The 23,309-nt window shown below is 54.1% G+C and carries 22 protein-coding genes; 6 read left to right on the forward strand and 16 right to left on the reverse strand.

All coding sequences use genetic code 11. The features are described from left to right. Positions 1-35 precede the first annotated feature (35 nt). Positions 36-2,297, reverse strand: a complete 2,262-nt coding sequence (metE, locus tag SK39_RS11100) for a 5-methyltetrahydropteroyltriglutamate--homocysteine S-methyltransferase (RefSeq protein ID WP_032938482.1) — start codon at positions 2,295-2,297, stop codon at positions 36-38. Between the two features lie 235 nt (positions 2,298-2,532). Between metE and metR the strand changes: the two genes are divergently transcribed. Beyond that, complete coding sequence (gene metR, locus SK39_RS11105) at positions 2,533-3,486, forward strand: HTH-type transcriptional regulator MetR (RefSeq protein WP_048217002.1); 954 nt, start codon at positions 2,533-2,535, stop codon at positions 3,484-3,486. On the opposite strand, the gene SK39_RS11110 is transcribed toward metR, so the two are convergent. The 3 genes from SK39_RS11110 to pldB all read right to left on the reverse strand — a co-directional run bounded on the left by SK39_RS11110 (position 3,374) and on the right by pldB (position 6,181). Beyond that, the gene (locus tag SK39_RS11110) at positions 3,374-4,273 is read right to left on the reverse strand and encodes a carboxylate/amino acid/amine transporter (protein WP_003844634.1); all 900 of its coding nucleotides are present in this window, start codon (positions 4,271-4,273) and stop codon (positions 3,374-3,376) included. The two genes, metR and SK39_RS11110, sit on opposite strands and share 113 nt — an antisense overlap. Positions 4,274-4,348: 75 nt before the next feature. Further along, entirely contained in the window at positions 4,349-5,149 is an 801-nt protein-coding gene (yigL, locus tag SK39_RS11115; protein ID WP_003017910.1) for a sugar/pyridoxal phosphate phosphatase YigL, read from the reverse strand. 15 nt (positions 5,150-5,164) lie between these two features. Continuing rightward, positions 5,165-6,181, reverse strand: coding sequence for a lysophospholipase L2 (pldB, locus tag SK39_RS11120; protein WP_003017911.1), 1,017 nt, complete (start codon positions 6,179-6,181; stop codon positions 5,165-5,167). Between the two features lie 110 nt (positions 6,182-6,291). Here pldB and rhtB point away from each other — a divergent pair, with 110 nt between their 5' ends. Further along, complete coding sequence (gene rhtB, locus SK39_RS11125) at positions 6,292-6,912, forward strand: homoserine/homoserine lactone efflux protein (RefSeq protein WP_003828938.1); 621 nt, start codon at positions 6,292-6,294, stop codon at positions 6,910-6,912. 162 nt (positions 6,913-7,074) lie between these two features. Then, on the forward strand, positions 7,075-7,959 hold the full coding sequence (locus SK39_RS11130; protein ID WP_048217003.1) for an Rpn family recombination-promoting nuclease/putative transposase: 885 nt from the start codon (positions 7,075-7,077) through the stop codon (positions 7,957-7,959). Between the two features lie 38 nt (positions 7,960-7,997). On the opposite strand, the gene rhtC is transcribed toward SK39_RS11130, so the two are convergent. From rhtC to pldA, 3 genes are all read right to left on the reverse strand, one after another. Beyond that, positions 7,998-8,618 carry a threonine export protein RhtC gene (rhtC, locus tag SK39_RS11135; RefSeq protein WP_003828942.1) on the reverse strand — a complete coding sequence of 207 codons (621 nt, stop codon included), beginning with the start codon at positions 8,616-8,618 and terminating at the stop codon, positions 7,998-8,000. A 63-nt stretch (positions 8,619-8,681) separates the two neighbouring features. Next, a complete protein-coding gene (gene recQ, locus SK39_RS11140; RefSeq protein ID WP_003841217.1) occupies positions 8,682-10,511 on the reverse strand; it encodes an ATP-dependent DNA helicase RecQ in 1,830 nt (609 codons plus the stop codon). Between the two features lie 88 nt (positions 10,512-10,599). Then, the gene (gene pldA, locus SK39_RS11145) at positions 10,600-11,469 is read right to left on the reverse strand and encodes a phospholipase A (protein ID WP_003017916.1); all 870 of its coding nucleotides are present in this window, start codon (positions 11,467-11,469) and stop codon (positions 10,600-10,602) included. A 165-nt stretch (positions 11,470-11,634) separates the two neighbouring features. Here pldA and yigI point away from each other — a divergent pair, with 165 nt between their 5' ends. Both yigI and rarD read left to right on the forward strand, forming a co-directional pair. Continuing rightward, positions 11,635-12,102, forward strand: coding sequence for an acyl-CoA thioesterase YigI (yigI, locus tag SK39_RS11150; RefSeq protein WP_003017917.1), 468 nt, complete (start codon positions 11,635-11,637; stop codon positions 12,100-12,102). A 51-nt stretch (positions 12,103-12,153) separates the two neighbouring features. Continuing rightward, entirely contained in the window at positions 12,154-13,047 is an 894-nt protein-coding gene (gene rarD / locus SK39_RS11155) for an EamA family transporter RarD (RefSeq protein ID WP_048217004.1), read from the forward strand. Between the two features lie 73 nt (positions 13,048-13,120). Here the strand turns inward: rarD and corA are convergent, their stop codons facing one another. The 8 genes from corA to lptM form a co-directional block, all read right to left on the reverse strand. Next, complete coding sequence (corA, locus tag SK39_RS11160; RefSeq protein WP_003017920.1) at positions 13,121-14,071, reverse strand: magnesium/cobalt transporter CorA; 951 nt, start codon at positions 14,069-14,071, stop codon at positions 13,121-13,123. 153 nt (positions 14,072-14,224) lie between these two features. Then, complete coding sequence (gene ysgD / locus SK39_RS27580; RefSeq protein ID WP_212723238.1) at positions 14,225-14,281, reverse strand: YsgD/CorL family protein; 57 nt, start codon at positions 14,279-14,281, stop codon at positions 14,225-14,227. A 148-nt stretch (positions 14,282-14,429) separates the two neighbouring features. Next, complete coding sequence (gene uvrD / locus SK39_RS11165; RefSeq protein WP_003017922.1) at positions 14,430-16,592, reverse strand: DNA helicase II; 2,163 nt, start codon at positions 16,590-16,592, stop codon at positions 14,430-14,432. 64 nt (positions 16,593-16,656) lie between these two features. Next, the gene (gene yigB / locus SK39_RS11170; protein WP_003017925.1) at positions 16,657-17,373 is read right to left on the reverse strand and encodes a 5-amino-6-(5-phospho-D-ribitylamino)uracil phosphatase YigB; all 717 of its coding nucleotides are present in this window, start codon (positions 17,371-17,373) and stop codon (positions 16,657-16,659) included. Beyond that, positions 17,373-18,275, reverse strand: coding sequence for a tyrosine recombinase XerC (gene xerC, locus SK39_RS11175; RefSeq protein WP_003841210.1), 903 nt, complete (start codon positions 18,273-18,275; stop codon positions 17,373-17,375). The genes yigB and xerC overlap by 1 nt, the downstream gene beginning before the upstream one ends. Next, positions 18,272-18,979, reverse strand: coding sequence for a DUF484 domain-containing protein (locus SK39_RS11180; protein ID WP_003841208.1), 708 nt, complete (start codon positions 18,977-18,979; stop codon positions 18,272-18,274). Before SK39_RS11180 ends, xerC begins: the two co-directional genes overlap by 4 nt. After that, positions 18,976-19,800: a diaminopimelate epimerase gene (gene dapF, locus SK39_RS11185; RefSeq protein ID WP_003841207.1), complete on the reverse strand. Its 825-nt coding sequence runs from the start codon at positions 19,798-19,800 to the stop codon at positions 18,976-18,978. Before dapF ends, SK39_RS11180 begins: the two co-directional genes overlap by 4 nt. A gap of 49 nt (positions 19,801-19,849) precedes the next feature. Further along, positions 19,850-20,053 (reverse strand): LPS translocon maturation chaperone LptM, encoded by a 204-nt coding sequence (lptM, locus tag SK39_RS11190; RefSeq protein WP_003017937.1) that lies wholly within the window; start codon positions 20,051-20,053, stop codon positions 19,850-19,852. 138 nt (positions 20,054-20,191) lie between these two features. On the opposite strand from lptM, the gene cyaY reads away from it, so the two are divergent. Further along, entirely contained in the window at positions 20,192-20,512 is a 321-nt protein-coding gene (gene cyaY, locus SK39_RS11195; protein ID WP_003017943.1) for an iron donor protein CyaY, read from the forward strand. A gap of 94 nt (positions 20,513-20,606) precedes the next feature. Here the strand turns inward: cyaY and cyaA are convergent, their stop codons facing one another. Beyond that, positions 20,607-23,153 (reverse strand): class I adenylate cyclase, encoded by a 2,547-nt coding sequence (gene cyaA / locus SK39_RS11200; protein WP_003017946.1) that lies wholly within the window; start codon positions 23,151-23,153, stop codon positions 20,607-20,609. Positions 23,154-23,309 lie beyond the last annotated feature (156 nt).

Genomic DNA, 23,309 nt, shown 5'->3' on the forward strand with positions numbered 1-23,309 from the left:
TAAACAAAACGGAGGCATCAGCCTCCGTTTTGTTTTTACGCCTGACGCAGATTCTGCGCCGCTTTAACCATGTTTGCCAGCGCGGCACGGGTTTCCGGCCAACCGCGCGTTTTCAGACCGCAGTCCGGGTTCACCCACAGACGCTCAGCCGGAATACGCTGCTCGGCTTTCTTCAGCAGAGCTTCAATCCACTCCACGCTCGGGACGTTCGGCGAGTGAATGTCGTAGACGCCCGGCCCTATTTCGTTCGGATAGTCGAACTCTTCGAACGACTCCAGCAGCTCCATATCAGAACGTGAAGTCTCAATAGTGATCACGTCTGCGTCCAGCGCCGCAATGGAGTCCATGATGTCGTTGAACTCGCAGTAACACATGTGGGTGTGGATCTGGGTTTCATCCTTCGCCACCGCCGCGTTAATGCGGAAAGCCTCCACGCCCCATTCCAGATATGCCGCCCAGTCGCTGCGACGCAGCGGTAAACCTTCACGCAGTGCCGGCTCATCAATCTGGATAATGCCGATCCCCGCTGCTTCCAGATCCGCAACTTCATCACGCAACGCCAGCGCAATCTGCTTCGCGATGGTTTCACGCGTCACGTCTTCACGCGGGAATGACCAGCAAAGAATGGTCACCGGACCGGTCAGCATACCTTTTACCGGTTTGTCGGTCAGTGACTGGGCATACTTCGCCCACTCCACGGTGATCGCTTCCGGGCGGCTGACGTCGCCAATGACTACCGGTGGCTTCACGCAACGGGAGCCATAGCTCTGCACCCAACCGTTCTGGGTAAAGACGAACCCGTCCAGATGCTCACCAAAGTATTCCACCATGTCGTTACGTTCGGCTTCACCGTGTACCAGCACGTCGAGCCCCAGACGCTCCTGTTCGGCGATCGCCTGTTTGATATGTTCCGCAATACCGGTGCGGTAGTTACCGGCATCCAGGTTGCCCTTTTTGAAGTCCAGACGCAGACCGCGAATTTCGGTGGTTTGCGGGAATGAGCCGATAGTCGTGGTCGGCCATGCCGGCAGATTAAAGCGGGCACGTTGCGCCTCGGCACGAACCGGATAAGCGTTGGCGCGCTGGCTGTCCTGGGCGGTGATTGCCGCCAGACGTTTTTCCACTGCGGCGTTGTGGACACGAGTAGAGTGACGACGAGCCTGAATCGGTGCGCTCCATTCGACAATTGCCGCCGTATCACCGCTGTTCAACGCATCACGCAGCAGCGCCAGCTCGCCGCATTTTTGCAGGGCGAAGGCAAACCAGCTCTTCACCTCTGCATCAAGGCGGGTTTCCACGCTGAGATCGATGGGGCTGTGCAGCAGGGAGCAGGAAGAAGCCACCCACAGGTCACGTTTCCCGACGATATCTTTAATTTGCGCGTATTTTTCGCTGAGATCGGCGCGCCAGACGTTGCGCCCGTTCACCAGGCCCGCTGACAGCAGCCAGTCGGCAGGCAGACGTTTGTGCAGCTCGGCGACATCATCTTTACCGTGCACGAAGTCAACGTGCAGTCCCTGCACCGGCAGCGCGGTAATGGTATCCAGGTTTGGCGTTACGCCTTCGAAGTAGGTGGTCAGTAACAGCTTCACCTGGCCCCGCAAGGCATCATAAGCTGGTTTGAAAGCGTCCAGCCACGCTTGCGGTAATTCCAGCACCAGAGCAGGTTCGTCAATCTGCACCCACTCAATACCCCGTTTTGCCAGCTCAGACAACACCTGCTGGTAAACCGGCAGAATGTCGTTCAACAGACTCAGGCGGTCAAACTGTTCGCCCTTCACTTTCCCCAGCCACAGGTAAGTTACCGGCCCCAGCAGCACAGGTTTCACCTTGTGCCCGAGCGCCAGCGCTTCGTCTACTTCATCCAGCAGTTGCGTCCAGGTCAGTTTGAACTGCTGACCTTTGGTGAACTCTGGCACCATGTAGTGATAGTTGGTATTAAACCATTTGGTCATTTCTGCCGCCGCCGCTGGCTCACCGGTCGGTGCGCGGCCACGGCCAATACGGAATAAGGTATCGATATCGACCGAGCCGTCTTTATTCTGATGACGAGCCGGAACGTTGCCGAGCAGCAGGCTGGTAGTCAGCACGTGATCGTACCAGGCAAAATCACCTACCGGCAGCAGGTCAACACCCGCCTGCTTCTGCTGCTCCCAATGGCGGGCACGCAGCTCGCGGCCAACGGCCAGCAATTCTTCACGGGAGGAATTTCCCGCCCAGTAGCTTTCTTGCGCTTTCTTCAACTCGCGACGCAGGCCAACGCGAGGGAAACCGAGGGTGTGATTCAATATTGTCATTTTTCTTCCTCTAATTATATGTAAATCCTATGGATTTTGAATTTAGGGAAGGCGGCAAGTTTACTCATCCCCAGGAGCTTACTGAAGTAAGTGACTGGGGTGGGGAAACTAAGCCAACGCACCATAAATTTAAAAGACGAAGGATTTTAGCCGTCCAGATGTTTACACATCCATAATTGGCGGTTACTGTATATTCCTCAAGCGCAATTTGTTCATGCCGAAGTGAAGGACTTTCATGATCGAGATTAAACACCTGAAAACGCTCCAGGCGTTGCGGAATAGCGGTTCGCTGGCAGCCGCCGCGGCGACGTTGCATCAGACCCAATCCGCTCTTTCTCACCAGTTCAGCGATCTGGAGCAGCGCCTTGGCTTTCGACTTTTTATCCGTAAAAGCCAGCCTCTGCGCTTTACGCCGCAGGGAGAAATCCTGCTGCAGTTAGCTAATCAGGTGTTGCCGCAAATTGGTCGTGCGCTGCAGGCTTGCAACGAACCGCAGCAAACCCGGCTGCGAATCGCAATTGAATGTCACAGTTGTATTCAATGGCTGGCGCCCGCGCTGGAGAATTTTCGTGCCAACTGGCCACAGGTGGAGATGGACTTTAAATCCGGCGTGACGTTCGATCCACAACCAGCGCTACAGCAGGATGAGCTGGATCTGGTGTTAACCTCCGACATTCTGCCGCGCAGCGGATTGCACTACTCACCGATGTTTGATTTTGAAGTCCGCCTGGTACTGGCGCCTGACCATCCGTTGGCCAGCAAAACGCAAATCACGCCGGAAGATTTGGCCAGCGAGACGCTGCTCATTTACCCAGTGCAACGGAGTCGACTGGATGTATGGCGGCATTTCCTGCAGCCTGCGGGCGTGAGCCCGTCGCTGAAGAGCGTGGATAACACCCTGCTGCTGATTCAGATGGTTGCAGCCAGAATGGGTATCGCGGCGTTACCGCACTGGGTGGTGGAGAGTTTTGAACGCCAGGGTTTAGTAGTGACTAAAACCCTAGGTGATGGATTGTGGAGCCGACTGTACGCCGCCGTGCGTGATGGCGAGCAGCGACAGCCGGTCACTGAAGCGTTTATTCGCTCAGCGCGGAATCACGCCTGCGATCATCTGCCGTTTGTGCGGAGTGCGGAACGACCCACTTTCGATGTACCCACAGTGAGGCCACTATCACAGCCGCGCCAATGATGAAGCTTGGCCAGTGAGGCTGTTGATGCCAGATAGCCAGGTTGACCAACAGCCCGGCCGGCACATGCATATTGTTCATGATGCCCAGCGTACCGGCATCCACCTGGGTCGCGCCGTAGTTCCACATAAAGTAACCAATGCCGGACGCTGCCACGCCAAGAAAGACCAGGATACCCCACTGTAGCGTAGTGGTAGGCATTTTCTGCGCATTGCCCAGCATGAACCAGGCCACGACAGCCACCATAAAGGCCCCCATATAAAACCAGGCAAAAGCGTTATGCTGTGGCATTGGGCGGGTTTCCATCAGACGCTTGTAGCCCACCATACCGATGGCAAAACTAATGTTGGAAAGCTGCACCAGCAGCAGGCCAGTCCAGAAGTGGCTGGTTACCTGATCGTAACGAATAATCCCCGCGCCAATCACCGCCAGTAACGCACTGAAAGCGTAGCTCCAACGCAAACGGCGCCCGCTCATCAGGTCATAAATCAGCGTGATGTAGAGCGGCGTCAGCACGGTGAAAAGCAACAGCTCTGAAACCGTCAGGTACAGGTAGGCGTGAAAACTCAGCATATACATAATGCCAAGCTGCATGGCCCCCACCAGCATATATAGCGCGATCGTTTTTACGCTGTGCCCGCGGGTACGTAAGAACGGCAGGAACACCAGCGCCGCGAGTCCAACGCGCACCAGCACCGCAAAATAGCTATCGACATGACCAGCAAGGTACTCGCCAAACAGGCTGAAGGAAAAGGCCCACAAAATAGTGGTAATGATGAGTAGCGCCACAATGGATGTCTCTTAGAACAGGGAACATCCATTGTAGCGGAGAGTTTAGTTGACAACTGGTCAACTAAAGAACAATTACTTTAAAAAGAGATCGCGCAGGTAGTGCGGCACGGCATCGTCGGCGTTGAGTCCGATGACTTCCAGCTCCGGATGCAGATCCTTCAGGCGCTGGTGGGCATTGCCCATGATGCAGCCTTTGCCCGCCATGGAGAGCATTTCCGCATCGTTCATCCCATCGCCAAAAGCGATGCAGTCTTTCAGGCTGTAGCCCATCGCTTTCGCTACCGCTTCCAGCGCATGACCTTTCGACACGCCGCCCGCCATGACTTCCAGACAGGTAAGCGTAGAGAAGCTGACGTTGACGCGATCGCCCCAGCGGGCGTTAATCGCCTGCTCCAGCGGTAGCAGTCTTTCGTGAGAGTCGGTGGTGAAGAACACTTTGCTGACACCTTCAGGCTCCAGTAATGCAGGTTCAAACAGGGAATAGTTAAACACTGCTTCTTTGAAAAAGCGCATTTCGTCCGGACGATGGCGATTCATAAACCATTCATCATCGCGATAAACGTTGGTCACGATGTCCGGATTTGCATTCACTACGCCAAACAGATCGCTGGCAATGTCGCGATCCAGGTTATGGGAAAAAACCAGATTCCCGTCAGAATCATGCACCCGCGCGCCGTTGGACGTGATCATGTAGGTTTTAATGCCGAGGTTATCGCGAATTTGCCCCACATCAACATGATGACGGCCAGTCGCAAACACGAAGTTAACGCCGCGAGCGGTCAATAACTTCAGCGTCTCTTTGGCATAGGGGGACAGAGTATGGTCGGGGGAAAGCAGCGTACCGTCTAAATCAGACGCAACAACCTGATACATAAGAAAATTAAACCTCTAGGCAAAGCGGGTTCCGCTGGATGAGTTATGTTTGTCGAAAAATTCGACAATAGCGTTAAGCGCGACTGAGCGCATGGCGTCCTTTTCAAAAAGGATCTCATGGTACGCGCCTTTTATGACAAGCGGCTGACCTCCTTCTACAGGATGGCCCGCTGCGGCGCGGAGTTCACAAAAACGATCGTGCATGCGGTTATCCACTACACGTTCTTCTTCAGCCTGAATCAGCAGCGTCGGCGTCGCATCATCCCCAGCGCCAGCCAAAACCTGTTCACCAGCCAGAATCCCTTCGCGTACCCAGTGATAGGTGGGACCGCCAACGCGCAACCGCGGCTCATCAGCATAGAAGCGTAGATTGCGCCGATAGCGCTGTCGACTATGGGTTAACGCATTCATACCGAACGGCAGCGCCCGCCAGCGCCCGGTTCCCATCGCATAGCCTTCGCGGATCCGCGGGTGCCCTTCAGCCCAGTCCAGAATGTGGCGCACCATCCAGTCGGGAAAGCGCATCACAATACCAAACATCGGTGCACAAAGCGCGATGGCATCACACTGATTCGGGTGGCGCTGCAGGAATAACGTGGCAATCGCCCCGCCCATTGAATGCGCCAGGATATAGCGTTTTCTCCACGGGCCGGGTAGCACCTCCTGCTGCCAGAAGGCGGTTAGATCGTCGACATAGTCATTAAAGTTATCGACATGACCGCGATGTGGATCCGAAAGCATTCGCCCGGAACGCCCCTGACCACGGTGATCGATAATGAGCACGTCAAAACCAGAATGAAACAGGTCATACGCCAGTTCAGCGTATTTCACATAGCTTTCAATGCGTCCAGGACAGACGACGATGACGCGATCGTTTTTTTCTGCATGAAAACGCACAAAATGTACGGGGATATCATCCACACCCGTAAATTCCGCTTCTTCCCGCTGACGCCAGAAATCTGTCAGTGGCCCCATGGAAAAAGCAGCAAACGCGTTTTCTCTTGTTTCCCAGTCCTTTTGCTGCTGAAACATCGGGTATCCAGCCTCGCTGACCAAGTAAAATCGTTTTTTTCGCCGTCGCTGATACAACCTAACGGCAGTAGCGTATTGTGGCATAAAAATAGACAATCCGGGAGTTTCTCATGACCTTTGAATGGTGGTTCGCCTACCTGCTGACCTCTATTATTTTGAGCTTGTCTCCAGGCTCTGGCGCAATCAACACTATGACCACTGCCATCAGCCATGGTTATCGCGGTGCCAGCGCGTCGATTGCAGGTTTACAGACCGGGCTGGGCATTCATATCGTTTTGGTAGGCGTGGGGCTAGGAACGCTATTTTCACGTTCGGTGATCGCATTTGAGGTGCTGAAGTGGGCGGGAGCGGCCTATCTGATTTGGCTGGGTATTCAACAATGGCGGGCTGCGGGCGCTATCGATCTGAACACCATGGCGAATACACAATCACGCAGTCGCCTGTTCAAACGCGCGGTCTTTGTGAATCTGACCAACCCCAAGAGCATTGTTTTTCTTGCCGCCCTGTTCCCGCAGTTTATCCTGCCGCAGGAACCGCAACTGATGCAGTACGTGGTGCTTGGCGTTACGACCATCGTGGTCGATATCATTGTGATGATCGGTTACGCGACGCTGGCCACACGCATTGCTGGCTGGATTAAAGGGCCAAAGCAAATGAAGGCGCTGAACAAAGTGTTCGGCTCGCTGTTTATGCTGATAGGCGCCCTGCTGGCATCGGCAAGGCATGCCTAGCCAATGGAACGGCACTCGCAAAGAAATGCTAACAGTATGAGCGTCTGAATATGACTTTCCGTACTTAGCCGCAAAGGAGGAAAAGTCTTTTATTCTGTGCTGTTAGGTGTTGAATACCAGAGTAAGAATGCCGCCACTCTCACTTCTCACGGATGATGGACGATGGCGGAAGCAACGACACCCCATGACGCAGTATTTAAGACCTTCCTCTCCCGCGTGGAAACCGCGCGGGACTTTATCGAACTTCATCTTCCTCCTTCGTTAATCAAAATCTGCAAACTGGAAACGCTCCGTCTGGAATCAGGCAGTTTTGTGGAGGACGATCTGCGCCCCTATTTCAGCGATATTCTCTACTCACTGGAAACCACCAGCGGGCATGGCTATGTACATGTGCTCATCGAGCATCAAAGCTCACCTGACAAGCATATGTCATTTCGCCTGATGCGCTACGCTATCGCCGCGATGCAACGTCATCTTGAGGCTGGAAACGACACTCTACCGCTGGTGATTCCAGTGCTCTTTTACCATGGCAAGCAAAGCCCATGGCAAGGCTCAATGAACTGGCTGGATCACTTTGAGGATTCGGGAACCGCCCTTCAACTTTACAGCACACCGTTTCCGTTGGTGGATGTGACGGTTATTCCAGATGATGAAATCATGCAGCATCGCAGTATGGCGGCGCTGACATTAGTGCAAAAGCATATTCGCCAGCGCGACATGGCACAGCTGCTGGATAAACTTACCCGCCTGTTTATGCTGGAGAAGATGAGCGGACAACAAATAACCGTGCTGGTAAACTACATGGTGCAAGCAGGGAATACACAAGATGTTCAGACATTACTGTATAAGCTGGCACAGCGTGTGCCGCAGCATGGAGACAAACTGATGACAATGGCGGATCAACTAAAGCAGATAGGCCGTGAAGAGGGCAAACGCATTGCCCTCACTGATGTAGCAAAAGCAATGCTCAAGCGAGGTCTTGATACCGATGCGATTATGGAAATGACCGGCCTTTCGAAGGATGAATTACAGAAGCTTGCGCAATAAACCGTACTCCGCCTGGGACTCCCAGGCGGGTAACAAACTTAGCGCGAAATAATCAGGTGGATGCCGAAACCCGCGAACAGCGCCCCGGCAAAACCGTCAATCCACTTCGCCAGGCGCTGATAGCCACGACGCATCTTCGGCAGCGCAAACAGGCTGGCAACCACGGTAAACCACGCCAGCGTTTCCACAATAATCAGGGCAAAAATCCCCCAACGCGCTCCCGTTCCGACGTTGTCGCCAACAAATAACGAGAAGACGGAGCCAAAATAGATAATGGCTTTAGGGTTCGCCAGATTGGTCAGCAGGCCTTTCAAGAAGCTGCGTCCGCTCTGCGCCAGCTCAACCTGCGGAGTGGGAGCTGCAACATCCTGTTTTTTAAATGCGCCGCGCAGCATCTGGTAACCCATCCAGCACAGATACAGCCCCCCACCTACCATAATAATGGTGTGCAGCCAGGCCATTTTTTCGATAATCAGATGCAGGCCGAGCAGCGCCACGCCAGCCCAGACCATGACGCCGCAGGTAATACCCAGCACGCCCATCATCGCTTCTTTGCGCGAACGGCTAACCGCAGTTTGAGAAACAAAAAAGAAATCGGGACCGGGGCTCATCAGCGCAACGATATGCACCAACGCAACGGTGAAAAATAGCGTTAACATAAAAATGACTCGCGGGGGAATAGTTCAGTGAGTCACCATCCTGGCACTTTTTTGCCCGGCTGACTACTCTTCGTCGTCACCATCAACGTGTGCGCGGATAAGCGCCATAAACTCTTTGCCAAAACGTTCAAGTTTACGCATTCCCACGCCGTTGACGCTCAGCATTTCACTCGGTGAAACCGGCATTTGTTCGGCCATTTCAATCAACGTAGCGTCGTTGAACACCACGTACGGCGGGATGTTCTCTTCATCAGCAATGGCTTTACGCAGCTTACGCAATTTGGCGAATAGTTTGCGGTCATAGTTGCCGCCGAAGGATTTCTGCATCGCGCGCGGTTTCAGCGCCACAATACGCGGCACGGCAAGCTGTAGTGGAACTTCACCGCGCAGCACCGGACGCGCGGCTTCGGTTAACTGTAACGCGGAGTGATGAGCAATATTCTGCGTCACCAGGCCCAGGTGAATAAGCTGGCGAATAACGCTCACCCAGTGTTCGTGGCTTTGCTCGCGACCAATGCCATAGACCGGCAGTTTGTCATGAGCCAGTTCGCGAATACGCTGGTTATTCGCTCCGCGCAGCACTTCCACGACGTACCCCATGCCGAAGCGTTGGTTAACACGGTAAATCGTCGACAGCGCTTTACGCGCATCCATGAGTCCGTCGTACTGCTTTGGCGGATCGAGGCAGATGTCGCAGTTACCACACGGCTCCTGACGCCCTTCGCCAAAATAATTCAGCAGCACCAGGCGACGACAGGTTTGTGCCTCGGCAAACGCCCCCATCGCATTGAGCTTATGCCGTTCGATATCCAGCAGTTGCCCAGCGGGTTTCTCTTCGAGGCAACGGCGTAGCCATGCCATATCAGCTGGATCGTAAAACAGCATCGCTTCCGCCGGTAGACCATCACGCCCGGCGCGGCCGGTTTCCTGGTAATAGGATTCGATATTGCGCGGAATGTCGAAATGCACCACGAAGCGTACGTTAGGTTTGTTGATCCCCATACCGAACGCCACGGTCGCCACCACGATTTGCAGGTCGTCGCGCTGGAATTTCTCCTGCACCTCGGCGCGTACGGCATTTTCCAGCCCGGCATGATAAGCCCCGGCGCTGATGCCACGGCTTTGCAGACGCGCGGCGGTGTCCTCGACTTTAGCGCGACTGTTACAGTAGATAATGCCAGACTTACCGCGCTGCTCTTGCACGTAGCGCATCAGCTGATCGAGCGGCTTAAACTTCTCCATCAACATGTAGCGAATGTTCGGGCGGTCAAAGCTGCTGATCTGAATTAACGGGTCGTTGAGTCCCAGCAGACGCACAATATCCAGCCGGGTTGTCTCATCCGCGGTCGCGGTCAGCGCCACAAACGGCAGGGTTGGGAAACGTTGGCGCAACTGTCCCAGCGCCGCGTATTCGGGGCGGAAATCATGCCCCCACTGCGAAATACAGTGCGCTTCATCAACCGCCAGCAGCATCGGATTCCAGTGCGCCAGATGCTCAAGGAAGTTATCCAGCATCAGACGTTCGGGCGCAATGTACAGTAAGCGAATCTGTCCTGTACGACAGCCTGCCATCACCTCAAGCTGCTGCTCACGACTTTGAGTAGAGTTAAGGCACGCCGCCGCCACGCCGTTGGCCAGCAGTTGATCGACCTGATCCTTCATCAAGGAAATCAGCGGAGAAACAACAACGGTGAGTCCGTTTAGCAATAATGCGGGAATTTGATAGCACAGGGATTTACCGCCGCCGGTCGGCATAACGACCAGGCAGTCGCGACCAGAGAGCACGGTATCAATGATTTCTTCCTGACCAGGGCGAAACTGTTGGTAGCCAAAGGTTTCTTGCAAAACCTGTTTAGCGCCCATTTCCAGATTCAACACTTCCGCCTGCGCCACATTAACCCCATTAGCCTGAAATAAAAACAGGCGCTATTTTCAGCGCCTGAGAGAGAAACTGCAACGATTAAAATACTCTCAATACTTATCAGAAGATATCGTTGAGCATCACGCCCACACCAACACGGGTCTGATTGAAGTTATAGTCAATCAGCGATTCGCCGTAACCGCTGTAAACCTGGGTGTAAAGACGCACATGCTTCGTAATGGGGTAACTGACACCCAACTCAGCGCCACCGTAACCGGTATTCCAGTTGTACTGACCTTTCGCACTTAAGACGGCGTCACCGAGGTGATAACCCAGTTTGAGCTGATAGTAGCCCATATATTTTGTGATATCCGGGTTATCATCAGTGCTGCCGATGACGTACCACGGCTTAACTTCCACCAGCCAGTTACCGTTTTCAGCCATCAGGCGAGTATAAAGACGGTTCCAGCTACGTGAAGTGGGATCGGAGCGGCCGTTAGAGTCATGGTTATAACCCATTTCGACATCACGAAGCGTCCAACCGGCAAAGCGGTAGTCGGTGGCGAAACCGAGGAACAATTGCGGTTCGTAGTTGGTTTCGCGAAACGGTGAAGACTCTTCACTGTTAGAAAGCTGCCACCAGGATTTCTGGGTATAGGAGCCGCCGAGTACCGAATTTGGGCCTAATATCCCGCGCCACAGCGGAAACGCCAGGCTTAGCTGAAACTTAACCTCATCTTTGCGCGCATTTTCGGACCAGCTATAGCTGCTGATCGCCTCTTTGTTCATGTCGCTGGTATTGGTGTAGATAAGATAGTTAGTGTCATAAGGATAAAGCGTGAAAGGGTTGTCATGTTCCTGCAGCATGTTGGCGATAATACTGCCACGAACCGCCGGTGCATCATGAATCTCTTTCACTGTCGCTTCCTGCGCATACGCGGTCAACGGCAGCATGACTGCTGGTAGTAACCATCCCAAAATCGCCCGCATCGGTACTGTTCTCCTGAACCAAAATATTGATGAATTGTATAATTATCTGGCAAGTATTCTACATACTTAGCGAGTTCCTCGTTAGTTATCCCGTCCTAAAGTAGAAAACAACAAATAATAAGCATAATATCAACATTTAATTAACCATTAAGATGTAGGGATCATATGTCTGCCGTACTTACTGCTGAGGAAGCGCTGAAGTTAGTGGGTGAAATGTTTGTCTATCATATGCCGTTTAACCGGGCGCTGGGACTTGAGCTTGAACGCTATGAGAAAGAATTTGCTCAATTAGCCTTTAATAATCAACCGATGATGGTCGGCAACTGGGCGCAAAGCATTTTGCATGGCGGCGTGATCGCCTCGGCGCTGGACGTCGCCGCCGGACTGGTGTGCGTTGGCAGTACGCTAACCCGCCATGAGACGATCAGTGAGGACGAACTGCGTCAGCGGATGTCACGCATGGGAACCATCGATTTGCGCGTTGATTACCTGCGCCCAGGGAGAGGGAATCGCTTTACCGCCACCAGCAGCCTGCTGCGGGCGGGTAATAAAGTCGCCGTGGCACGCGTGGAACTGCATAACGAAGAACAGCTTTATATTGCCAGCGCAACCGCCACTTATATGGTGGGGTAAGCAGCCAAAAAAAGGTAAACTGCTGTTACATTTCTGCAATGAGTTTTCCCGATGGATGCTAAACAAACGCGGCAGGGCGTGTTACTCGCTCTTGCTGCTTATTTTATTTGGGGTATCGCACCTGCCTACTTCAAGCTGATTTACTATGTCCCGGCGGATGAGATCCTGACGCACCGTGTCATCTGGTCATTTTTCTTCATGGTGGTGCTGATGAGCATCAGCCGCCAATGGTCGGGTGTCAAAACGCTGCTCCAAACGCCAAAGAAGATCTTCCTGCTGGCGCTCTCGGCGGTGCTCATCGGCGGAAACTGGCTGCTGTTCATTTGGGCGGTCAATAATCACCATATGCTGGAAGCCAGCCTCGGCTATTTTATTAACCCGCTGGTGAATATTGTGCTGGGAATGCTTTTCCTCGGCGAACGCTTTCGTCGCATGCAGTGGCTGGCGGTACTGTTAGCCGCATGCGGCGTGCTGGTACAGCTGTGGACCTTCGGATCGCTGCCAATCATCGCGCTGGGACTGGCGTTCAGCTTTGCGTTCTATGGCCTGGTGCGCAAGAAGATTGCGGTCGAAGCACAAACCGGCATGCTGATCGAAACCCTGTGGCTTTTACCCGTTGCAGCCATCTATCTGTTTGGCATTGCCGACAGCCCAACCAGCCATATGGGGCAAAACCCGATGTCGCTCAATTTGCTGCTGATTGCTGCGGGTGTCGTGACCACCATTCCGCTGCTGTGCTTTACCGGCGCGGCAACCCGCCTGCGTCTGTCGACGCTGGGTTTTTTCCAGTACATTGGCCCTACGCTGATGTTCCTGCTGGCGGTAACGTTCTACGGTGAAGTACCGGGTGCGGACAAGATGGTCACTTTCGCGTTTATCTGGGTCGCGCTGGCGATTTTCGTGATGGATGCGATTTATACGCAACGACGGATTCGTCGGAGCTAGGGGATTGCCGGATGGCGCTTCGCTTATCCGGCCTACAAAAGCACATCACCGTAGGCCGGATAAGTCACCGCCATTACAGCCAGTTCTTGCGCTTAAAGTACAGATACGGCGCCAGACCGGCGAGCATCATAAAGACAATCGCCCCAGGATAACCAAAGCTCCAGTGCAGTTCCGGCATGAACTCAAAGTTCATCCCATAGCTGGACGCCACCAGCGTCGGCGGCAGGAACACCACAGAAACCACCGAGAAGATCTTGATGATGCGGTTCTGCTCGATGTTGATAAAACCCATCGCCGCCTGCATCAGGAAGTTAACCTTCTGGAACAGCGATTCATTGTGCGGCAGCAGAGATTCGATATCGCGCAGGATCTCACGCGCCTGCTCCAGCTGACTGCCCGGCAACCGCGCTTTACGCACCAGGAAGTTCAGTGCACGTTGGGTATCCATCAGACACAAGCGTACCTTCCAGCCGATATCTTCCAGTTCCGCCAGCGTCGACAGCGCTTCGTCATATTCATCGCCCTGACGCCCTTCCATGATCACACGGCTGAGTTTTTCCAGGTCGCTGTAGATGTTTTCGATCTCATCCGCCAGCTGTTCAATTTTGGTTTCGAACAGGTCGAGCAACAGCTCGTAGGCATTGCCATCCACCATAGCCTGGTTACGCGCACGCATGCGGTACAGGCGAAAGGCCGGCAATTCGCGCTCACGCAGGGTAAACAGACGGCCTTCGCGAATAGTAAATGCGACGGTTGAGTTACCCGCGTGATCGTCGGCATCTTCATAAAAGAAGAAAGAGTGAATGTGCAGACCGTCTTCGTCTTCAAAAAAACGCGCGGATGCTTCGATGTCTTCCAGTTCAGGGCGCGTAGCCAGATTCTGGCCCAAGTCCTTTTGCACACGGTTTCGTTCTTCGTCATCCGGCTCGACTAAATCGACCCAAACCGAACTGGCCAGGTGCTCGATCTCGTCTGCCTCAAGGCGAGTTAAACGATTGTTTTCCAGTTGAAATGCGCTCAGCATGACCGGGACTCCCAATGCAAAAAATTATCGGACAGTTCGGAGGGCACACAGAAACAAATTGGGTTTCAGACCATTAAACAGCCTGACTCAGCGCGACGGGAAAAACAGAAGGTCGCTGACAACCGCGAAGGCTATCAGCAAAAAGGGATAGCCTTAGGAGTTGATCCTGGATGACAGGATAATGAGCCAGTATCTACTGGGTGTGTCCAAGGCGAATGTCCTCTTAGCGTAATCGTGCGCGCATGTTACGCCAGCAAAATTTTGACGTCAACACGCAACGAAACGCTAGCCTGGATAAATTACCTGCTCATCAGTAAGGCTAGCAGATCGTTACAAAATAATGATATTTTTCTGAAAGTTATACCGTTTCCAGTCGGGCATAGGCCGCCACCAGCCATTTGATCCCCTGCCCCTGGAACGCGACCTGCAAACGACTGTGCTCGCCGCTGCCTTCCAGATTGACAATGGTGCCCTCGCCAAACTTGGCATGGCGTACGCGCTGGCCAAGCTTATAGCCGGTATCGTTTTCCGCCATTGGCGTGCCCATTCGCTGATGGCTTACCGGGCGGCTGACCGTGGCGCGCAGACGTACCTCTTCAACACACGCTTCCGGCAGTTCACCAATAAAGCGCGACGGGCGATGGTAAACCTCTTTACCGTACAGACGACGCGTTTCGGCGTAGGTCAGCGTCAGCTTTTGCATCGCGCGGGTCACGCCGACGTAGGCCAGGCGGCGTTCCTCTTCGAGACGTCCGCCTTCGTCCAGCGACATCTGGCTGGGGAACATGCCTTCTTCCATGCCGACGATAAACACCTGCGGGAACTCCAGACCTTTCGCCGAGTGCAGGGTCATCAGCTGAACCGCATCCTGCCAGGTATCCGCCTGCCCTTCGCCCGCCTCCAGCGCGGCGTGAGACAGGAACGCCTGCAACGGCATTAAGTCTTCATCTTCCTCGTTGTAGCTAAACTGGCGCGTTGCCGTCACCAGTTCGTCTAAGTTTTCGATACGCGTCTGGCCCTTCTCGCCTTTTTCCTGCTCGTACATCATGCGCAGGCCGGAGTCTTTAATCACCCGGTCAGTTTGCACGTGCAGCGGCATATCGGCGGTCTCCTGGGCCAGTGCGTCAATCAGCTCCATAAAACGCTGTAAGGCGCTGGCAGCGCGCCCCGCGAGGGCTTTTTCCTGCAACAGCTCACGACAAGCCTGCCACAACGTTAGCTGGCGGTCACGGGAGGTCTGACGCACCACATCTAAAGTACGATCGCCAATCCCGCGGGTCGGTGTATTCACCACGCGCTCAAATGCGGCGTCGTCATTGCGATTAGCGATCAGGCGCAGGTAAGAGAGCGCATCTTTGATTTCCTGGCGTTCGAAGAAGCGCATCCCGCCATAAATCCGATACGGCATGCTGGCCTGTAACAACGCCTCTTCCAGTACGCGCGACTGGGCGTTGCTGCGGTACAGAATAGCGCATTGTTCAAGCGCGCCACCGTTGTCCTGCCAGGTCTTGATGCGGTTAACCACAAAACGCGCTTCATCAAGTTCGTTGAACGCGCAGTAAAGCGAGATCGGTTCACCGTCGACACCGTCGGTCCACAGCTTTTTACCCAGACGCCCGTTGTTGTTCTCAATCAGGGCGTTAGCTGCGCTGAGGATATTGTTGGTCGAGCGGTAATTCTGCTCCAGACGAATGGTTTCTGCGCCCGGGAAATCGGTTAGGAAGCGCTGGATGTTTTCCACCTGCGCCCCGCGCCAGCCGTAGATCGACTGGTCGTCATCACCCACGATCATCACTTTACCGGTATCGCCCGCCAGCAGGCGGATCCAGGCGTATTGAATGTTGTTGGTATCCTGAAATTCGTCCACCAGGATATTGGTAAAGCGTTCGCGATAGTGCTGCAGGATATGCGGCTTGTTGAGCCACAGTTCATGGGCGCGCAGTAGCAGCTCGGCGAAATCCACCAGCCCGGCGCGATCACACGCTTCCTGGTAAGCCTGATACACTTTCTGCCAGGTTTGCTCAACCGGGTTGCCATAGCTCTGCAGATGGTGCGGGCGCAGCCCTTCGTCTTTCTGACTATTGATAAACCACATCGCCTGACGCGGCGGCCACTGCTTCTCATCCAGGTTCATCGCCTTGATCAGGCGCTTGAGCAGACGCAGTTGGTCTTCGCTGTCGAGGATCTGGAAATCCTGCGGCAGGTTGGCATCCATATGGTGCGCGCGCAGCAGACGGTGCGCCAGACCGTGGAACGTCCCCACCCACATACCGCCCTGGCTGGTTCCCATGATCTGACCAATACGGTGGCGCATTTCCGCTGCCGCTTTGTTGGTAAAGGTTACCGCCATAATCGAATACGGCGAGTTGTTCTCTACCGTCAGTAACCAGGCGATACGGTGCACCAGCACGCGCGTTTTACCACTCCCCGCACCTGCCAGAACCAACATGTTGCTGCGTGGCGCGGCCACAGCCTGGCGCTGTTCGTCATTGAGGCTATCGAGCAGGTAAGAAACGTCCATTGGCACCGCCGGAATCAACAGGGCCCAGCCGGACCCCTGGGAATTTATACAGAGTTGTTGGTGATTATATCAGCGAGGTCAGAGATGCCAACTGTGAAATTTCGATATGCGGCAGCAAACGGCTGTCAGCGGTGTGCATCAGGTCGGCATTTTCCGGTTTGATCCAGCAGGCCTGCATACCACAACGGATAGCGCCCGCGACGTCTGTCGTCAGGTCATCACCCACATGCAGGATCTCACCTACAGGCATTTTCAGTTTTTCCGCCGCCAGCGTGTACATGTCGCTGAACGGTTTTGATCGTCCGTCGGGACCGGCGCGCAGCACAAATTCAAAGTAATCACCCAGGCCAAACAGTTCCGGCTGCGCGTTACCGTTGGTGATCGCCACCAGCGGCCATTTGCGAGCCAGCGCTTTCAGCGTGTCATGCGTCGTCTGTGGGACTTCAATGCGGCTACGCCATTTGGCAAAATTCATCATCGCCGCATTCGCCCCCATTCTGGCTTCTGCCGCTGACAAACCCGCCTCCAGCATAGCGCGTTCTACGGCCCGGTGACGCCATTGGGTAACATCGTGATAGATTTCCGGCTCGGCGTCACGAACGGCCTGACGCAAGCGCTGTAGGTCGCTATTTTGCAGCGAATTCAACGCCGGATGGTAATTCTGTACAAACGCGAGCGCTTCCTGCTCGGTGCGTGTGATAACGGGACGGTTATCGTAAAGGGTGTCATCAAGGTCAAAGGTGAGCGCAGAAATGCGCCCCAAAGGCCGGTAAAAACGCATTATTTCCCCCGTTTGGCGCGCGGATGCGCCGCATCGTACACTGAAGCCAGGTGTTGAAAATCAAGATGGGTATAGATTTGAGTTGTGGAGAGATTGGCATGACCCAATAACTCCTGCACTCCGCGCAGATCGCCGCTCGACTCCAGCATATGCGTCGCAAAGGAGTGGCGTAATTTGTGGGGATGTACGTGGCTGTTCAGCCCCTGCTTGATACCCCATTCAGCAAAGCGTTTCTGCACGTTACGCGCCGAGATGCGTTTGCCCAGTTTGGACAGAAATAGCGCATCGTCATCGCAGCCAAAGAGTCCGCGCAGATCCAGCCAGTGCTCAATCCACGCCACCGCATTGCGGCCAATCGGCAGGCGACGCTCTTTACTGCCCTTACCCATCACCCACACTTCGCCGGTGTCGAGATCGAGATGTTTAATATCCAGCCCAACCAGTTCAGATAAACGCAGACCCGCGCCGTACATCACTTCCAGCATCGCTCTATCACGCACGGCAAGGGGGTCGTTGAGATCGATATCCAGCAGACGATTAACGTCGTCGACATCGATATTTTTAGGCAGATGACGCGGTGCTTTCGGCGCGGAAACGCTTTTTGCCGGATTGGCTTTCAGTTCGCCCTGATTAACCAGCCAGTCGAAGAAACTGCGTAACGCGGAGAGACGCAGCGCCAGACTCGCCGGCCCCAATCCTTTACGACGGCTGCGAACAGCAAAACTGCGGACCATGAGCGCATCACATTGTTGCCAGCTTTGCAGACCGGTCTCTCCAGCTAACGCAATGATGGCATCAAGCTGACGCTGATAATTAAGCAAGGTGATCGGGCTAAGCTGACGCTCAACGCCCAGATAGCGCAAAAAGCGCGCCACATCCTGAGAAAGGGGTGAATCGGTCATACGCGTTCAATCCAGCGCTCCAGCAGCTCCGGCAACATCAGCGAGATTTCCTGCAGCAATTGCGTGCCTTGCCCCTGCTGGTAATGATTAACATCACGACTGCTAAACAGCATCACGCCAAGGGATCCATCCTGCCCGAGCATCGACATCGCGACTGAGCCTATGGCTTTCGCCTCCGGCATCATGACCAGCAATTCAGGACCATTGAGCGGCCCAAGATAGTGCTGCGACTGGCCCAAACGCTGGATACGCAACGGTTCAAAAGCCTGACGGCTTAATGCCAGATGGGTGAATTTTGAGGGCGCGCCTAGTCGCCAGCGATCCGGGAACAGACGAACCGTCGCTCCTGCCAGCCCTAACTCACGCGCCCAGCGATGAAATCGCATCAGCATATCGTCAAGGCTGCTGGCCGCCACCAGACGTCCTTGCAGATTTAACAGACGATAGAACAGGCTTTCATTGGCGTTGGCCTGTTCCATCAACAGCGCCATGTTCTCTTCCAGCACGTTAATATGATTACGCGCCCGCGCCATATGCCATTCCACTAAAGAGACCGTGCCCCGCACTGGGTGCGGAACTCGCATCGCTTCAACAGCCTGGGCATTACGGATAAAAAACTCAGGATTACGTTGCAGATAATCGACGACCGCCCGATCGTCGAGCTCCATGAGCGTTTCCTGTAGTTCTTCCCCTGGTTGCTTCATAAGTGAATAAATCCGTCGTAGACATGTGCCGCCGGGCCAGTCATATACAGCGGATGACCCGGACCTTTCCAGGCGATATCAAGTCGACCGCCCGGTAATTCCACCCTCACTTCTTCTGCCAGCAGCCCCTGCTGGATACCGACTGCAACGGCGGCGCATGCACCGCTGCCGCAGGCCTGCGTTTCACCCGCACCGCGCTCATAGACGCGCAGTCGGATATGCTCGCGTTTTACCACCTGCATAAATCCGATGTTGGCGCGTTCAGGGAAGCGTTCATGGCTTTCCAGAACCGGTCCCAGTGTTTCTACCGTGGCCGTATCAACATCATCAACCTGAATCACGCAGTGCGGATTCCCCATTGAAACCACGCCGCACAATACTGTCTGTTCGGCCACGCGCATAATATAGGTCTTCTCTGCTTTATTAGCGCGAAAAGGAACCTGCGAGGGTTCAAAATTGGGTTCGCCCATATTCACCCGCACCAGCTCGTCGTCGGTTACGGTTAATACCATACGACCATTCGCGGTACTGACGCGAATATCGCGCTTATTGGTCAGCCCTTTCAGGCGAACAAAACGGGCAAAACAGCGGGCGCCATTGCCGCACTGTGACACTTCACTGCCGTCGGCATTAAAAATACGGTAGTGGAAATCCAGCTCCGGATCATACGGAGGTTCAACCACCAGCAGTTGATCAAATCCAACGCCGAGATGTCTGTCGGCCAGGCGGCGGATCAGCTCTGGTGAGAAAAAGACATTCTGCGTTACCGCGTCGACGACCATAAAATCGTTGCCAAGGCCATGCATTTTAGAGAATTGCATCATTCACTCCGTTCACGCGGGTACAGAAATGTAAAATCTATTCCTGCCGTTAGTAATTCACCTGAGAAGGCCCATCACTAATCCCACGATCGTTTTTCTCAGGCGTGGTGGATTGCGATTGCGGCTGAACGCTCTTGGTCGGAGGCGGCGCGGTTTTATCAGCTGGTGGGAAATAGAGCGGGCCTTTTAGCCCACAGCCCGTCAGGCTGAACAGAGTAAAAATGACAGCGAGTGGCTTTAACACGTTTTTCATTATTGATGGCCTGTAAAGTTCATGCTTTCTGCTTTCTATCATCGCAGGAGAAGGCGTAAAAGCAAGAGTTTGGCTAAAAACTGCATCGCGATTTATTCCACGTTATACTGCGGGCATCACGAAAAATAGGATAAGAAAATGAACGACAGTGAATTTCATCGCCTTGCTGACACCCTGTGGATGACCATTGAAGAACGTCTGGATGACTGGGATGGCGACAGCGATATTGATTGTGAGATCAACGGCGGCGTTCTGACCATCAGTTTCGAAAACGGCAGCAAAATTATCATTAACCGTCAGGAGCCGCTGCACCAGGTATGGCTGGCGACCAAACAGGGCGGCTACCATTTTGACCTGAAAGGCGACGAGTGGATCTGCGACCGAAGCGGCGAAACGTTCTGGGATCTGCTGGAACAGGCGGCAACGCAGCAGGCAGGTGAAGAGGTGAGCTTCCACTAAGTGTGATTGCCGGATGCGCTTCGCTTATCCTGCCTGGGTATCTCGCGCATTTGGAGGCCGGATAAGGTGTTTACACCGCCATCCGGCACTATGCTTAAGAGAAGTACTGCTGCAACTGCGGCGCGTCGTTGTCCTGATTGACGGGCGGAACAGCGCTAATCGGCTGGGTGCGGAACGGAATCACCTGCGCGCGCCCGTCGGTTTTCACAATCTGATAGAACTGCGGCAGGTTAAAGTTGATGAAGCTGGAGCCGTAGGTAAAACGATCGTGCGACGATGAGTAGAAACGGCTGACGTCGCGTACCAGTTCCTCTTTACTACCTTCGCAGTGGTGATACACCTCAGCCCGATTGCTTTCGTCCAGAATGTAGATATTAAAGCCCTGCTCATCACCCGTTTCTTCGAAAAAGAACTGAATAATCCCTTCACTGGCAAAACCGTCTACCACCGACGGCAGTTTCACATGGTTGGTCTCAACCTGGACCGAAAGCCCGTGCAGTTTGTTATGTGAAATCGCGCCATAGAATTCAATCGCGTTTTCCAGCTTCTGCACCGAGACGTTCAGGCGCTCGAAGAACAATCCCCACGTCTGGCCGGAAACACGCAGCGCTTTGAAACGTCCGGTTTCCTGACGGGTGCTGGACAGACGTAATTCGATGCACTCAGACACCAGTTGCTGAACGCGGGTGCGAATTAAACCGCGCAGATGCTGGCTATAGCAGAAGACCTCGACGCTATCTGGCGGCGCGGCATCCTGGTGCATTTTGCCCAGAATCGTTTTTAACGCTTCAATCATCGCCTGCTCGCCGTTGAAGTGCAGCGTACGCACTTCATTCCACGAGTTGCGGTACAGCAGGTCTACGCTACCCACCAGGCATTTTTGCTCTTCACCAAAACTGAAGACGTCCAGCTTACGGAAATCAAAATGCACCACCTGATTGCGAAACGCTGCCGTCGGGTCATATTCGAGGTTAACGATAATCGCCAGATGGCGAATTTCGCATGGGCTATAGAGCGCTTTCGGCGTTGGCGCAGGCAGTCGCAGCGGGAAGTGGTGCGACACGTCGGCGACCATTTCCTGCAGCTTCGGCAAATCAACAATGCCGTTGCCCTTAATAAACAAATGCGTACGCGAGGTCAGCAGGCCATTGAACCATGCCCACGCCACCAGCTTGTTGAGATAGCGGTTATATTCCAGCGGCTGATGGCTGATGATCGAGTCCATGTTAGGCGCGCGGTTGTAGAGATACCAACCCGAACGGTTGGCACGACCCGGCGGTACATGGATAAAGGTCAGATTCGGTTCCGAGAGATCCGGAGATATCTGCGGGTTCACCAGCGTGACCTTACCCGGCAACGCTTCAAACGCAGCATACAGCTTACGGGTCAGCACGCCGATATCCTGCGGACTGGCGCTGACGCTGAGGTTATTGCGCCGCGCAAAGCGGATCAGGTTACGATAGCTCTGCATCATCGCATCGAGCAGTTCGTTATGCGCTTCACGTACCTGGTCAATCTTCCAGTTAGCGCGGTTATCCAGCATGGTCAGACGGGTGTCATCCCAGCCCCACTCTTTCACTAACTGACTTAATACTTCACGACGCCAGCCCACGCAGGCGCGCTCACGGCTCAGTTTCTCGCACACTTTTAAGTAGAAACATCGACGTACTAAATCCAGGCGCGTCGGATCTTCGATCGCCGTGAGGTACTCGGTAACGCGCTCCAGCATCATGCAGTAAGGGTCGAGACCAAAAGAGACGATCTCGCCGTCATGCAAGCGCTGTTTAATGTCTTTCGCCAACAGTCGTGGGTTGGGATATTCCCAGGAATAGGCTTCCAGCAACAGCGTTTTCAGTACCGCTTTGTACGGGGAGTCGATACTCTTGTACAACTGCCAGAGGCTGGCGCCAAAGTACTCTTCGGCGGAAAGCGAACTGAGTCCGCCGAGATCCAGCCATTCATTTGGCGTTAACACCCCCTGTGCGTAGAGCGTCATGACGTAATCGTCGTAGTGCTCTTCTTCGTCGCCCGGCACCATATTCCACAGAATACGTTTACCCGCGAGGCGCACAGCGGTGCGATAGAATTCATCCAGCAACAGGATATGCTGCGTCGAACCACAGTCTTCACCACCCAGACTGCCGCTTTCATTGTGACGGAAACGGTTTTCATCAATCAGGAAGAAACTGACTTCCACACCCAGCGAGGCCGCCCAGCTTTCCAGCAGGCTACATTTTCGCTGCAGCAGCTGGCGCTCTTCGCTATCCAGCCAGGATTGATGGCAGACCCAGATATCAAGGTCAGACGAACAGCTTTGCCCTACCGAAGAGGTACTGCCCATTGAGTAAACGCCGGTGATCGGCAGTTCGCCCTTCGGCGGGTCCTGCGGCGACATACCGCGGTACAGTTCCAGCTCGTTCAGGTAGTGGCGTTGGGTTTCATCAGGCGTGTAAAGGCATATGCCCTTGGGAACGTTACCATCAAGGTAACCCGGCATCAGCGGATGGTGGTAGTGCAATAATGTCGGCAGCAGACTGTATACCTGCTGGAAAGCAGGTCCCATGGCAGCAAGCGCGCGATCCACACGCAGTTGATTTATGGCATCCAGTCTCTGTTTCAGAGTCTCAATATAGAGGTACAAGACGTATCGCCTGATGTTGCATCCGTCATGGCGTCGATAGCAGCGGCGCAAACGCTCACCACCCTCGTCATCAGTCCGGATAAACCGTATGTCAAAAATAACCGTTACCTTTTTCCCCTGCACTTTTATTAGTTACAGATGAAAAAATGGTCTAAA

The sequence above is a fragment of the Citrobacter sp. BIDMC107 genome, from assembly GCF_001037575.1.
GTDB classification, from domain to species: domain Bacteria; phylum Pseudomonadota; class Gammaproteobacteria; order Enterobacterales; family Enterobacteriaceae; genus Citrobacter; species Citrobacter freundii.